This is a genomic window from Martinezella sp. CNPSo 3957 (assembly GCF_057784395.1).
This window is the reverse complement of sequence record NZ_JBXSOU010000019.1, coordinates 52,548-66,924: the sequence shown is the minus strand read 5'-3', so window position 1 is coordinate 66,924 and position 14,377 is coordinate 52,548. Positions and strand designations below refer to the sequence as shown.

Sequence of the window (14,377 nt, the reverse complement as noted above, 5' to 3'; positions counted from 1 at the left end):
TAAGGCCAGGCACAGAGGCGATTTCTAAGGGCTCACAGCGCCCTTGAGCTAAGATTTTTTAGCCGTCACTTCCGGTTTTTACCAGGGGTGATGGCAATCTATGGCCCGCTGTCGAGGGATGATGCGCCGTTCAATGAGCTCAATCGCTATGAACTGAACGGCCCCTATTCGGCCAGCAAGGCGGCAGGCCTCACCTTCGGTTCACTCAGGAATAGCGCGCCGCAATCTGTCGCAGCGTGGCCATGTCCGAGGTGCTGCCCGCCTTATCCGTCGTCCAATCTAGAAAGGCGCGGATGCGGCGGGCGACCTTTTCGGGGTGATGCTGGCTGATGTCGGAAATGCGATGGTCGAGGAAGGGATTGCGGAAGCGGTCGAGCGTCGTTGCGACATAGGCTTTTGCCTCGTCGCCCATACCGTTTGCGGCAAAGCCGGGCAGCACTTCGCTTTCATAGAGGGTGTCTAGCCTGGTCCGTATATTTTTATCGGCCAGGATGGCACGCACGGTTTCATCCGCCGGCCGGCCTTCGCGCTGCCAGATTTCGGCAAGAAACGTGTGGCCGAGATTGAGGATATGCAGTTTCAGGCGCTCGTAAGGTTCGAGATCGTCCGTCAGCACGATGCTCGGATGTTGGCATGGCGCTCGCACGCCGGGCGCGCGCTTGATCGCCCATAGAGCATAAGGTTCGGCAACGGCGCCGATCGGTTCAATCGGCTCGGAAACAATACGATCGACCAGGGTTTCGGCGAAGGCGACGTGGCCGTCGAGCCAGTCATAAAAACCAGCCGCCACATTGTTGAGCCTGGCGCAATCGACGACCGCCTGTTTCAGAACGCGGCCATTGCCCGTTATCAGTTCGCAGGGAAGGATGACCAGGGGGCGGGCGGAGGCCTGCCAGCGTTGGACGAGGAGGGCGGCAAGCTTTGCGGGGAAGGATCGAGGAACATCGTCATTCGAGCCGAAACGATCCTCCTCAGGCCAGGTCTGGTAACCGGTGTCGCCGGTGTTGGAGACGACGAATTCGGCATCCTCGGCAAAGAGTTTCGACAACTCCTTCCAATGCTCGACCGCTGAAAGGCCCCGATCAACGCTGGTGACCTGAATGGTGCGATTGAGTGGCTGGCCATCCGACATACCGCGGATGATGACCGGATAGCCCTGCGGATCGCCGAAGGCGGCGACACGTCCGCTGCGGCTGCTGGCGCCTGAGACCTGAACGACGGCGATCGGACCGACATCTTGGCCGGATTGCTGTGCTTCATGCACAAACAACGCAGCATGCGCCTGCAGGAACCGGCTGGTGCCAAATTGGATGATCCGTGAGCTCAAGCCGATATCCTCATATATGAATGCTGTTGGCAGACCATGCGTGGGATGCGGAGACTCACGCATTTATCAGTGATTGTTTTTTATCTATAGAAAACATTGAAGTCGCCGACCGTCAAATGTTTTCTATGGCGATAACAAAGCATTTCCCTTAGCGGGTTTGCTGTAACGGCCTGATCGAGGCCAGCTTGGCTGCACTCGGCGCTCCCGAAGAATGCTCGGGCAGTTCGGGCGGTGGGCTGTATTTCACGCATTCAGCCATAGAACTCGTGCCACAAGGCCGGTCTGCCTGATCCGTTATTTTCTTGGCGCGGAGGATGATCAGCGCGCCGCAGGACCTGCCGCCCGGCGCATGTTTTCTTCGGTCAGTGTCTGGCCGTGGAATTTCGACAGCGCCATGACGACGTCATCGATTTCTTGGTTAAGCCGCTGGGCGTCCCATTGCAGGGCCGCTGCGGCAATGGCGCCGATTTCGCGCAGGCCTTGGATCGTCAGCAGGCCTTCGATCGCCATGGTCGTGCGGCGGAAGACGATGTCGGAGAGATGCACGACCATCTCCTGGCGCGCGATCCAGTCGATCTCCAGCGCGCTATGACGTGGCGCCCCGCTGACGCGTTGACTGTCACTATAGTCGCAACGGTGGATAAGAATTTCCGCGGCGGTCGTGCCGTATCGGCCGAGTAACTCATCCACTCTATCTGTCTCGGCGCCGGTTTTTGCCGCAACAGACCTGATCCAATTCGCCCGCTCATTGGAGGTGATCGGAAAATCCCGCCCGCCGCCGATCGCAAGGCGCTCGGTCGATGTTCTGCGGCTGCGTTGGAGGCGTGCGAGCACGGTATCGGTGACTTCCTCGGCAAAGCCGCGGAACGTGGTCCACTTGCCGCCAACAAGCGAGATGATCGGGAAGGGCCGTCCGGCCTGCGGTTCAAAGACGGGTGCGGAGTGATCGCGGCTGATCAGGCCGGGCGAGGAGGCATCCGAGGCGGGCAGGGGCCGGATACCGCTATAGCTGTAGGTCACTTGGTCGCGGTCGAAACGCAGGCTTGGCAAAAGCGTGCGTACGCTATCAAGGAAGTAATCGATCTCCGGCTCTTCGCAGCGAACATTGTCCGGATCGTCGCAAGGAATATCGGTCGATCCCACAAGCGCCTGGCCAAGGTAGCCGTAAACAAGGCAGATGCGGCCGTCATCGGCTTCGAAATAGATCATATGGCCGTTCAGGCTGCGCACCAGTTCCGGATGATCGAGCAGGATATGCGATCCCTTGGTACCGCCGATCAGATGGGCGGGTGCTCCAAGAGCGGCATTGACATGATCGATCCATGGGCCGGCAGCATTGATGACGAGCTTCGGCTTGACCGAAAAGGCATAGCCATCCGCGCGCTGGAAGGTCAGCAGGCCGTCGGCTGACGAAACCAGTCTTGTTGCATTTGCTGCGAGCGAGTCCTTGTTTGCCTCCAGCCCGTCTTTGACCAGTTCATAGACCAGCCGTTCCGGTCGGCTGATCTTGGCGTCATAATAGATGCCGCCGGCGACGATCTCCGGCGTGACATGCGGCATTTCCTTCAGCGCCCGGCGCTTCAAAAGGAACCTGTGGCGCGGCATGACGCGGTTGCGCGAGCCGAAGAAATCGTAAAGCGCGAGCCCGATCTTGATAAGCAGGGCGCCGCGGCTGCGCGGGGCGGTGGTCGAGCCCGTCAGCGTGCGAAGGGCGGCCCAAATCCCGCGCGTCCAGGAGAAGATCGGCACGAAGGTCGGCAGGGCTTCAACGCAATGCGGCGCGTTCTTGAGCAAAAGATTTCGCTCGAGCGCCGACTGCGCGACAAGCCGGAACTCGCCGGTCTCCAGATATTTGAGGCCACCATGGATCAGCCTGGATGGTGCGGCACTCGTACCCGAGCCGAAATCCGATTTATCGACGATCAGGCAGTTGACGCCCTGCAGCGAGAGATCGCGGAAGAGGCCGGCACCATTGACGCCGGCGCCGAGAATGACGACATCGACGTCTCCGTCTTGAAGTTGCGAGAAGCGTTGTTTCAGATCGGCGGCCATATCGGTCATAACATCATTGTCCTGGTGAACTGCCGCGATAGAGCCCGTCTTCGCGACGCAAGTGGCGGTCTAGCCTTGGGAGTGCTGGGTTGCGAGATTGCCGATCCGCGGCCAGAGCGGCGTCATTGCTTCGGCAATGTCGCGAAAGAGCTGATAGCGGATGCGGTAGTCTGCGCTGCGGGCGGGATCCGGAGAATAGGTCCTGGCGATCTTGCCGACATCGCGCGGGTCGCATTGCGGGCTTGAATAGACGCCAATGCCGGCACCGGCGCAAAGGGCTGCCCCCCAGGCAGCGGCTTCATCGGTTTCCGTCACGGTAACGGGCATGCCGAGCACGTCGGCGAACATCTGCACGACAATCGGATTGCGCGAGACACCGCCTGCCAACCTTGCCTGATCGAAGGAAAAACCGGCACTTAGGGCATCGACGTGAATCTTGTGATTGAAGGCGATGCCTTCCAGAACCGCGCGCAGCATGTCGCCGCGATCATGCCAGCCGCCAAGCCCGAAGAAGCTGGCGGTGGCTTCCGTACCATAGGGCGAACCGAACAGATAGGGATGGAACAGCGCGCTCGACGGTCGATTGAACGCTGCCTCGATCTCGGGACCGAGCATGGTATGAATGGACGTGCCGGCAGCTTCGGCGCCGGCAATGTCGCTGGCGCAAAGCTTATCCAGGAACCATTCGTAATTGGCTGACGATGCTGGCGAGATCGACATGTTGTTCCATTGGCCAGGCGCTATGGCATTGCGACAGAACCAGCGGCGATCAACGCTCGGTTTCGATGACAGCGTCTCGTTGATCGAATAGGTACCGGCGATGACGGCAACGACGCCGGAGGCATAACCGCCGGCGCCGAGGGCCGATGCGGTGACGTCATGCAGGCCGGCAACGACGGGGGTGCCCTCGGCAAGGCCGGTGCGCTTTGCGACGGCCTCGGTCACATATCCGACGATCTCATCGGATCGCGAGGCCGGCGGCAGAGCGCCGGTGATTTCACCGATACCATAGAGCCTCAGCGCATCCGGCGCATAATCCTGCGTCGTGACATTGGTGAAGGACGTGCTCGCCTCGGTGCGGTCGGTGCCGACAACGCCGGTCAGGCAGAAGCGCAGCCAGTCCTTGCAACTCAGGATATGGGCGATTTCAGCAAAGCGCTCCGCTTCGTTGGCTTTGATCCAGGCAAGCAAGGCCGATGGCGCCGAGACATGCGGCAATTGCCCGGTCAGTTTCAAGGATTCATCGGCAACAGGGGTCTTCAGCCATTGTTCGACGATCGAGCCGGCTCGGCTGTCGAGCGAGAGAATGGCGCGTCCGAGCGGCTTCCTTGCTTTGTCGAGGAGGTAGATGCCGTCGCCATGCGCGGTTGCGGCAATCGCCTGGATGTCGCTCGCAGGGCGGTTGCTGAGCTTGATTGCCTCGGCAATGGCGTCGGCCGTCTGGTTCCAGAGTTCGTCCATGTCGCGCTCGACATGGCGGGCCTTCGGCATGAATTGCGTTACACGGCGGCGGGCAACGGCAAGCGGCGTTCCGTCGATGTCGAAGATGACGGCTTTGGTGACGGTCAAGCCGCTGTCAATTCCGAGCAGACTCGGCATTCTCATTGCTCCTGATCGCAAACGAAGAGGGTAAGCCCTGGCGGCTCAGTCTCCGGATCATTCCTTGTCGCCGCCGGCGACGACGACATTGATATTCTTGCTGCGCATGCGCTCCAGATGGTCGGCAGGCGTCTTGCCGTCGACGATTACGACATCGAATTCGCTCAAATGCGCAAAACTGTGCAGGGCCCGCCGTTCGAACTTGGTATGATCCATCAGCAGGATGCGCTTGGCGGCGCTTTCGAACATGGCGCGCTTGATATCGACGATCTCGGGCGACTGATGGAACACCACGTCGTCAATGATGGCCGACATCGAGATGAAAGCGGCATCGGCCCGCAAGCGGTTGATCTCATTGATCGTCATCCGCCCCATGAAGGCGTTGCACCAATTATAATACTGCCCGCCGAGCGCCAGAAGCGTCACGTCGTGCATGTCCTTCAGCGCATTCATCAGCGTCAGCGAATTGGTGATCGCAGTCAGCGGAACCTTGGCCGGCAGCTGCGAGGCCATCTGCAGGACGGTGGTGGAATCGTCGAGGAAGATTGCCTGGCCAGGCTCGATGAATTGCATGGCAGCTGCGGCGATCATCTTCTTTTCGCTTGCCTGCCGATTGGCGCGATAGACGTCGCTCGATTCGATCAGGCTGGTGGCGGCGGCCGATACGATGCCACGTGTCTTGCGGAACAGACCGCGGCTGACCAGTTCGTCGACATCGCGATGGGCCGTCATCAGGCTGATGCCGAAACGCTCGGTCAGATCCTCGATGCGCATGGAACCTTCCGCCATCACGGCCTCGGCTATCATCTGGCGCCTGGCGATCTGACGGGAATGGCGGCTGTCGCTTGGCAGCTCGTCCTGCAGGAATGCTACGGGGCTTGTCTTGTCTGTCACTTTGGCCTCTGACGCTGAGCCTTGCGGAGATCAGCTTATTGCAGCGAATATCGTGAAAAAATATGAAAGAACAATTCGCTATCAGGATTTCTGCAAGTTCTGTCTGATGTTCAGCCAGGATGCCGCTCATCGCGGCCAAGGGATGGGGACGCCGGTGAGCGGCGTCCCCAATGTCATTACTGGGCGAGAACGAAGGGTGCCGTGTACTTGTCGACATTGTCCTTGGTGATCAGGATGCAATCGAAAAGCTGCTTTTCGCTCTTGGCACCGGTCTTGCCGGTCTTGATGAAGCTGTCGGCCTGCTTGACGGCTTCTTCGGAGAAGATAGCGACCGGCTGCAGGACGGTGTACTGAAGCTCACCGGCCTTGATGGCGGCGACAGCGTCCGGCGAACCGTCGAAGCCGCCGACCTTGACGTTGGCGAGCTTGCCGGCTTCCTTCAATGCGGCAATTGCGCCAAGCGCCATTTCGTCATTGCCGGAGATTACGCCGGTGATGTCGGGGTGCGCCTGCAGCATGGACTGCATCTTGTTGTGGCCCTGGGTGCGGTCCCAGTTGGCAACTTCCTTGGCAACTTTCTTCAGGTCGGGATATTGCGTCAGAACGGTTTCATAGCCGTTCGAGCGCGTGGCGGCATTGTTGTCGGAGGGTGAGCCGAAGAGTTCGGCATAATTTCCCTTGTCGCCAACGGCTTCGACCCACTGCTGAGCGCCGATCGCCGCACCTTGAGCGTTGTTGGAGACGAGCTGTGCCTTGGCAAGGCCTTCCTGGTTGATTTCGGCATTGACGAGGAAGACCGGAATGCCGGCTGCAACAGCCTTCTTGACCGCGCCGACCGAGCCGTCCGCATTGGCCGGATCGAGGATGATGGCGACCGACTTGTTGGTAATGGCCGTATCGATCAGGTTACTTTCGGTGTTGGTATCGCCCTTGTGTGCACCGACTGTTGCCGTGTAGCCGAGCTTTTCAGCGGTTGCCTTGGCGATATTGCCTTCCGTCAACCAATAGGGGTTGGACGGATCGTTGACGATGACGGTGATCTGGCCGGCGGCCCAGGCGGCCCCGGTCAGAAGCGGTGCCACAGCAACTGCTGCCATGACGATGCGCAAGCCTTTTTTGAACATTAGTCTCTCTCCCTTTGATGAGTTCTGGTGATGCCGGCGAACCGGCGGTCCTTTCTCCGGCCGGCATTTTCACCGACCAGTGATAAGTTTCGGTGCAACGTCAGCCGGATTTGGTCCTGCGTCCGTACTGGATGCTGTTCATGAGCACGGCGAGCACGATGACTGCGCCGGTAAAGACTGTCTGCCAGTAGGCCGAGACGCCGATGATGACGAGGCCATCCGCCAGAAAGCCGATAACGAATGCGCCAAGCATGGTGCCGCGCACCGTGCCGCGGCCGCCGGTCAATGCGGCACCGCCAATGACGACGGCGGCAATAGCTGTCAGCTCGTAGCTGGTGCCAGCGTTCGGACCGGCCGAGGTCAGCTGTGAGGACAGGACGAGGCCGGCAATGGCGGCACAAATGCCCGACAGGACATAGACAGCGATCTTGACCTGCTTGACCGGAACGCCGGAAAGATCGGCGGCGCGTTCGTTGCCGCCCGAGGCATAAAGCCAGCGGCCGAAGGCAGTGCGGCTGAGCACGATGCCACAGATGATCGCAAGCACGGCAAGGACGATGACGCCGATCGGAACGCCGGCGAGGCGATTGAAGCCCAGCCAGTTGAAACCGGTATTGCCGAGTTCGGCACGGCCGCCGAGATTGTTGTAGGTCAGGCCGTTGGTCATCAGCAAGGCGATACCGCGGGCGACATAGAGGACGCCCAGCGAGGCGACGAAAGCCGGAACGCGCAGGTAGGCGACGAGCACGCCGTTCACCGCACCGACCACGCCGCCGAGAATGCAGGTCAGCACGACGACGGCCCAGACCGGCGGATAGAGAATGACGCCGAAGCTCGAAAGCGTGACACCCTGCATCAGGAAGCCGGCAATGCAGCCGGCAAGGCCAAGCGTGGAGCCGACGGAAAGATCGATGCCGCCATTAAGGATGACCAGCAGCATCCCGATGGCAAGGATGCCGAAGATCGCCACATGCGAGGCCATGGTCAGGAAGTTGCTGAGCGAGAAGTAATAGGGCGACAGGAAGGAGAAGACCGCGATGATGACGATCAGCGCAAAGAAGGCGCGTCCTTCCAGGATCAGCCGCACGAGACTGAAATTCCGCCGCTGTCCGTTGGAAACTGGCTTTTTATCTGTGATGTTCGTGACTGACATAATCAGTGCTCCATGAATGCGGCTAGTGCGCGACCACTGCTTCGCCCGAGGCGGCCATGATCTTTTCTTTGGTGACATCAGGACCGAATTCGGCAGAAATCCTACCGCGGTGCATGACGATGATGCGATGGGCGATGCTCAGGCACTCGGCGACTTCCGACGTCGAATAGATCACCGCCAGACCTTCCTTGGCGCGCTCGGCGAGCAGCTTGAAGACCTCAGCCTTCGCGCCGATGTCGATACCGCGGCTCGGCTCGTCGAGCAGGATCACGCGAGGTGCCGTCGCCAACATCTTACCGATGACAACCTTCTGCTGGTTGCCGCCCGACAGCGAGCCGATTGCCGCGTCGCCGCCGTCGGTCTTGATATGAACCTTGCGGATGGAGTCGCTGACCAGCGACCGCTCGCGTCCGCTTGAGGTGAAAAGACCCTTGGTAAAGGCGCCGATGCTGGCAAGCGACAGGTTCGAGCCGACGGTCATCGTCTGAACGAGACCGTCGCGTTGCCGGTCTTCGGGGACCAGCACCAAACCTTGCGCGATGCGTCCGGCGATGGACAGACCACCGACATCCGTGTTGCCGAGGAGCACGCGGCCCCCGCTCGAGCGCAGCCGGCCCGCCACGCATTCGAGCAGTTCGGTGCGGCCGGCGCCCATCAGGCCATAGATGCAGACGATTTCGCCGGCGCGGACTGCAAGCGATAGGCGATCGACAGCGTTATAGGCGGCGCCCGAAGGGCCTGGAACCGTGAGATTGTCGATCGTCAGCGCCACGTCGCCCATTCTGTGGCCGGTCGGCGGGCTGCCGAGGTCAAAATTGTCGCCGACCATGTTGCGCACGATCCATTCGAGATCGATGTCCTTGCGCTCGGCATAGGCGGTCATGTTGCCATCGCGCAGAACGACGGCGTGATGGGTGATCTGCAGCGCCTCTTCCAGGTGGTGCGAGATATAGACGATCGACACGCCGCGGTTCGTCAGGTCGCGAATGACCTTGAAGAGAACTTCGACCTCGCTGGCGCTGAGCGCCGAGGTCGGCTCATCCATGATCAGGATGCGGGAATTGACCGATAGAGCGCGAGCGATCTCGACGATCTGCTGCTGGCCGAGACGCAGATCCTCGACCGGTGTCATCGGATCGATATTTTCTTCGAGCTCCTCCATCAGCGCCCGGGTCTGGCGTTCTTCCTCGGCAAAATCGACCACGCCTCCCTTCATGATCTCGCGACCCATGAAGATGTTGTCACGGACGCTGAGGTTCGGCGCCAGGCTCAATTCCTGGTGGATGATAGAAATGCCGCAGGCGCGCGCATGCGTGGAGGAGGCGAAGGAAATGGGGGCACCATCGAGGATGATCTCGCCCGATGTCGGCTGGATGACACCGGAGAGGATCTTCATCAGGGTGGATTTGCCGGCGCCGTTTTCACCGAAGAGGGTGGTGACTTCGCCGCGGCGAATATCGAAATTGACACCCTTCAGCGCATGGACGCTGCCATAGGATTTGGCAACGTTGCGGGCGGCAAGAACGACTTCACCCGTGGTAGTGTCATTGTGCTGGACCTGGCTCATTTCACGTCGACCTTTACCGGGGTGACGAGCCAGTTCTTCGGATTGATGAGCTTGAAGACCCCGACGACTGTCGCCGTCTTGCCGGTCAGCTTTTCAGGATCCAGGCCGCCAAGGGTCGCCTTCTTCATCTCATTGTTGATGGCGGAGCCCGCGTCCTGATATTCGATCTGGTTGGTGAATTGCCCGAATTCAATCTTGCCAGTCGCATCGCGAAGATCGGTGCCGTTGATGGCAGGACCCGTCTGGACACGAACGGTGATGCCGTCAGGCATGCCGTCCACCTTGAATTCGTTGAGGTTGGCCTTGCGCTCGCCAAAGGTGCCCGTCAAGGAGACGGGAAGAACGGGACCGGTTGTAGTCGCGACGCCATATTTCTCGCCGGCCGCCTTCTTGTCGGCGAGAGCCGCACTGGCGAGCGTCACCGCATCGACGGCGCGCTTTTCGACATCGGCCTGTACCTTCGGGAATTCGGCAGTGCCATAGGTATCCGGTTGGAAACCCTGTTCGCGCACGTCGTGTTCGGAGCCGATTTTGACCACCTTGGTATCGGCGGCGATGGCGCCGATCACGATCAAAAAGGCGGCTATGGAGGCGACGATCTTCGCCTTGGAGCTGGTCGGCTTGGCAGTTGCGTATTGAGCTTGCGTATTCATGTTCAAACGACCTTGGGCATCTCAGCCGGATTGCCTGATGGAGAAAGGGAGAAAAGTGCCGCGATCCGGCTTAGCGGCAGTCGGGCTTGCGCATTTAGCGCGCGGCGCGTTCCGCTTGGCTTCGGGCTACGCCGTCACCGGAAAGGAAATTCAACATCAGGAGCCTCCTCAGCATATGGGCGACTGTCTCCTCCAATCGCCCTCTTCACAACTTTCGCATCTATGCGATATTTGTGATATAAGTATGTTAATAACTGCACTTCATATGTTATAAATCTTTAAGGCTGTCAACCGTGATTTAGTGCGCCTTGTATTCGGTGGGCCTCACTGAGTTTCAGTGTTTCCTGTTTTTTCGCGCTTAAGCTTGCTGCTCTATTGGTGCTGTACGGACGTCCTGCGATCGGTGCCGCTTTAGTCGCCTTAACCACAGGGAAACTACTTAAGTAATTAAAAATAATTCGTAAATATGGAAACGCTGCACACATATTTTGCAACGTCTTACTAACCCTTTCTGAGAAGCTCCGTCCGTTACGTCAATTTTCTTCGATTGCAGTCGCCGCTCCTGCTTGTGACGGCGCGGCGTTCATTCACATCTATTTTATATGAAAAAAATTACAACGCCAGAAAATTATTACTGCAGCCGCGATATCTTTGTGTTATGAGAACGGTATCTGGATGAATCGTGGATCCAATGTCTGTTAGGTAGCGCTTCATTCGTCATTCTGTCTGTGGAGTGGCAAATATAGCGACGACGAATGCGGACAAGCATAGCTTATGCCCTTGGTCGTAAGGGGAGGAATGAAAATGTTTGTGGTGTTTGCTTGCGCTCGTGTTGCAAGACGCGGAATGGTGGGGTCGGCGTCCAATGCCTAAGGCTGACGGGATCATCATCGGGATCGATGCGGGGACCTCTGTTTTGAAGGCGGTTGCCTTCGACCTAACCGGAAAGCAGATCGCTTCCGCTTCGGCGCGAAATCGCTACCGGACGGGTGAAGACGGATCGGTCACGCAGTCGCTCGACCACACCTGGTCGGACTGTGTCAGCGCATTGCGCCGGCTTGGGGAGAAGGTCGAGAATCTCGCCGCCCGGACGGCTGCGATCGCTGTTACGGGGCAGGGTGACGGCACCTGGCTTGTGGGTCCAGGCAATGCACCCGTCGATGATGCCTGGCTTTGGCTTGATGCCCGCGCCGCATCGACGGTCACGCGGTTGAGCGCCCTGGAAGGTAACCGCGCCCGTTTCGAGGCGACCGGAACCGGTCTCAATACCTGCCAGCAGGGTGCGCAGCTCGCCCATATGGATCGCTTCATGCCTGAGCTTCTCGATCGGGCCGAGACGGCGCTACATTGCAAGGACTGGCTCTATCTCAATCTGACAGGCATTCGCGCGACCGATCCATCCGAGGCGAGCTTCACTTTCGGCAATTTCCGCAATCGTCAGTATGATCCTGTTGTCATCGATGCGCTCGGCCTTGCCCGCCGGCGCTCGCTTCTTCCCGCGATCGTCGATGGAACGGAGATCAGCCATCCCTTGACGGAAACAGCGGCAAAGGCCGCCGGTCTGCTGGCCGGAACGCCGGTATGTCTCGGCTATGTCGACATGGTGATGACCGCACTTGGCGCCGGAGTTCGCACCGGCGGCCAGAACGCGGCCTGCTCAACGATCGGATCGACGGGCGTGCATATGCGCGCAAAGGCCGTGCCGGATGTCCAGCTCAATGACGAAGGGACCGGCTATGTGATCGCTTTGCCGATCCCTGGTATCGTCACGCAGGTCCAGACCAACATGGGTGCGACCATCAATATCGACTGGATTCTGAAGATCGCGGCAGATCTGATGTCCGCAAGCGGGAGCGAGGTTTCCTATTCGGACCTCATTCCGCGCATCGACGCCTGGTTTGCCGAAGCGAGGCCGACGAACCTTCTTTATCATCCCTATATTTCCGAGGCCGGCGAGCGTGGTCCCTTCGTCAATGCCCATGCGCGTGCCGGCTTTACCGGCCTTTCGACGCGGCATGGATTTGCCGACATGCTGAGGGCTGTCGTCGAAGGGCTCGGCATGGCAACGCGCGATTGTTATGCCGCCATGGGCGACATGCCTTCGGAGTTGCGCATCACGGGAGGAGCTGCCCGGTCGCGCGCACTGCGGGGTTCTCTGTCGGCCGCCGTCAAGGCGCCGGTGCGCATTTCCGACCGCGAGGAGGCGGGGGCCGCAGGCGTCGCGATGATGGCCGCCGTCGCGATCGGCGCCTATCCGGACATGGACAGCTGCATTGCCGATTGGGTCACGCCGCTGCTCGGCGAAGCCGAAGCGCCGGATCAGGAAAATGTCGAGCGCTATGACCGCTTGTTCGACGCCTACAAGGACGTGCGCCAGGCGATTGCGCCGGCTTGGGACAAACTGGCCCAGCACTAGCCGTTATCGGGCCGGCGAGCGAGCGCGGCTTAAAGGATTGAATTGATGATGCCACAGGCATCCTTAGGAGCATGACATGATGGAACCGGAAATCTTTGATCTTTTCGTGATTGGCGGAGGCATCAATGGTGCCGGCATTGCCCGCGATGCGGCCGGCCGCGGCCTTTCGGTTATCATGTGCGAGAAAGGCGATCTCGCCGAGGGGACGTCTTCGCGCTCCGGCAAGCTCGTGCATGGCGGTTTGCGTTACCTCGAATATTATGAATTCCGCCTGGTGCGCGAGGCGCTGATCGAACGTGAGGTGCTGTTGAACTCGGCAAGCCACATCATCTGGCCGATGCGCTTCGTTCTTCCTCATAGCCCGACGGATCGTCCGGCCTGGCTCGTGCGTCTCGGTCTGTTTCTCTACGATCATCTCGGCGGCCGCAAGAAGCTGCCGGGCACCCGCTCGCTCGATCTGCACCGCGATCCGGAAGGAGCGCCGATCCTGGATCAATATTCCAAGGGTTTTGAATATTCCGACTGTTGGGTTGATGACGCCCGGCTCGTTGTTCTCAACGCTCTCGATGCTTCCGCAAAGGGTGCGCGGATCCTGACGCGCACGGCTTGCGTCAGCGCGCGCCGCGAGCAGGGTAACTGGCTCATTCAGATGCGCAGCGAGCGCTCCGGTGAGGTGCGGACAGTGCGCGCCCGCGTATTGGTCAATGCCGCCGGTCCCTGGGTCAACGACATTATTGGCCGTGTCGTCGGCTCGAACAGCCAGCGCAGCGTCCGACTCGTCAAGGGCAGCCACATCATCGTTCCGAAATTCTGGGCGGGCCAGCAGGCCTATCTCGTCCAGAACCACGACAAGCGCGTCATCTTCATCAACCCTTACGAAGGCGACAAGGCGCTGATCGGCACGACCGATATTCCCTATGAAGGCAAGCCGGAAGAGGTGAGGGCCGACGAGAAGGAAATCGATTACCTGATCACGGCGGTCAATCGCTACTTCAAGGAGAAGCTGCGCAGGTCTGATGTGCTTGAAAGCTTCTCCGGTGTGCGGCCGCTGTTCGACGATGGCAAGGGCAACCCGTCTGCTGTCACGCGCGACTACGTCTTCGATCTCGACGAGACCGGCGGCGTGCCGCTCCTGAGCGTCTTCGGCGGCAAGATCACGACCTTCCGCAAGCTCTCCGAGCACGCGATGCAGCGGCTTGCGAAATTCTTCCCGAAGATGGGTGGCGACTGGACGCGGAGTGCTGTTTTGCCGGGCGGCGAAATCCCCAATGCCGATTATGTCGCCTTTGCCGATACGCTGCGTGCGGCCTATCCCTGGATGCCGCGTGCGCTCGTCAATCACTACGGCCATCTTTATGGTGCGCGCACCAGGCAGATCGTCGGCAATGCCGCGTCGCTTGCTGAGCTCGGCCGGTATTTCGGCGGCAATCTCTATGAAGCCGAAGTCCGCTATCTCGTCGCTTCCGAATGGGCGCAGGCGGCCGACGACGTGCTGATGCGGCGTACCAAGGAAGGTCTGCACATGACAGCTGAGGAAAAGGCGGCTTTCGCCGCCTGGTTCGACGCCGAACTGGCGCTAGCCGCCTAAACCA

The 14,377-nt window shown here is 59.8% G+C and carries 10 protein-coding genes; 2 read left to right on the top strand and 8 right to left on the bottom strand.

The window, feature by feature from the left end; all coding sequences use genetic code 11:
- Positions 1–205: 205 nt before the first annotated feature.
- From AC13QE_RS29030 to AC13QE_RS28995, 8 genes are all read right to left on the bottom strand, one after another.
- Positions 206–1,327, bottom strand: a complete 1,122-nt coding sequence (locus tag AC13QE_RS29030; protein ID WP_488486324.1) for a mannitol dehydrogenase family protein — start codon at positions 1,325–1,327, stop codon at positions 206–208.
- A gap of 318 nt (positions 1,328–1,645) precedes the next feature.
- Positions 1,646–3,388, bottom strand: a complete 1,743-nt coding sequence (locus AC13QE_RS29025) for a glycerol-3-phosphate dehydrogenase/oxidase (RefSeq protein WP_488486323.1) — start codon at positions 3,386–3,388, stop codon at positions 1,646–1,648.
- Positions 3,389–3,448: 60 nt separating this feature from the next.
- Positions 3,449–4,978, bottom strand: a complete 1,530-nt coding sequence (locus AC13QE_RS29020) for an FGGY-family carbohydrate kinase (protein ID WP_488486322.1) — start codon at positions 4,976–4,978, stop codon at positions 3,449–3,451.
- Between the two features lie 57 nt (positions 4,979–5,035).
- A complete protein-coding gene (locus tag AC13QE_RS29015; protein ID WP_488486321.1) occupies positions 5,036–5,872 on the bottom strand; it encodes a DeoR/GlpR family DNA-binding transcription regulator in 837 nt (278 codons plus the stop codon).
- Between the two features lie 176 nt (positions 5,873–6,048).
- Positions 6,049–6,996: a D-ribose ABC transporter substrate-binding protein gene (locus tag AC13QE_RS29010; protein ID WP_015343135.1), complete on the bottom strand. Its 948-nt coding sequence runs from the start codon at positions 6,994–6,996 to the stop codon at positions 6,049–6,051.
- 100 nt (positions 6,997–7,096) lie between these two features.
- The gene (locus AC13QE_RS29005; protein WP_132720129.1) at positions 7,097–8,149 is read right to left on the bottom strand and encodes an ABC transporter permease; all 1,053 of its coding nucleotides are present in this window, start codon (positions 8,147–8,149) and stop codon (positions 7,097–7,099) included.
- A 22-nt stretch (positions 8,150–8,171) separates the two neighbouring features.
- Positions 8,172–9,716 (bottom strand): sugar ABC transporter ATP-binding protein, encoded by a 1,545-nt coding sequence (locus AC13QE_RS29000; protein ID WP_488486320.1) that lies wholly within the window; start codon positions 9,714–9,716, stop codon positions 8,172–8,174.
- Entirely contained in the window at positions 9,713–10,369 is a 657-nt protein-coding gene (locus tag AC13QE_RS28995) for a DUF2291 domain-containing protein (protein WP_132720127.1), read from the bottom strand. The genes AC13QE_RS29000 and AC13QE_RS28995 overlap by 4 nt, the downstream gene beginning before the upstream one ends.
- 865 nt (positions 10,370–11,234) lie before the next feature.
- Here AC13QE_RS28995 and AC13QE_RS28990 point away from each other — a divergent pair.
- Positions 11,235–12,785 carry an FGGY family carbohydrate kinase gene (locus AC13QE_RS28990; protein WP_488486319.1) on the top strand — a complete coding sequence of 517 codons (1,551 nt, stop codon included), beginning with the start codon at positions 11,235–11,237 and terminating at the stop codon, positions 12,783–12,785.
- Between the two features lie 76 nt (positions 12,786–12,861).
- A complete protein-coding gene (locus tag AC13QE_RS28985; RefSeq protein WP_488486318.1) occupies positions 12,862–14,373 on the top strand; it encodes a glycerol-3-phosphate dehydrogenase in 1,512 nt (503 codons plus the stop codon).
- Positions 14,374–14,377 lie beyond the last annotated feature (4 nt).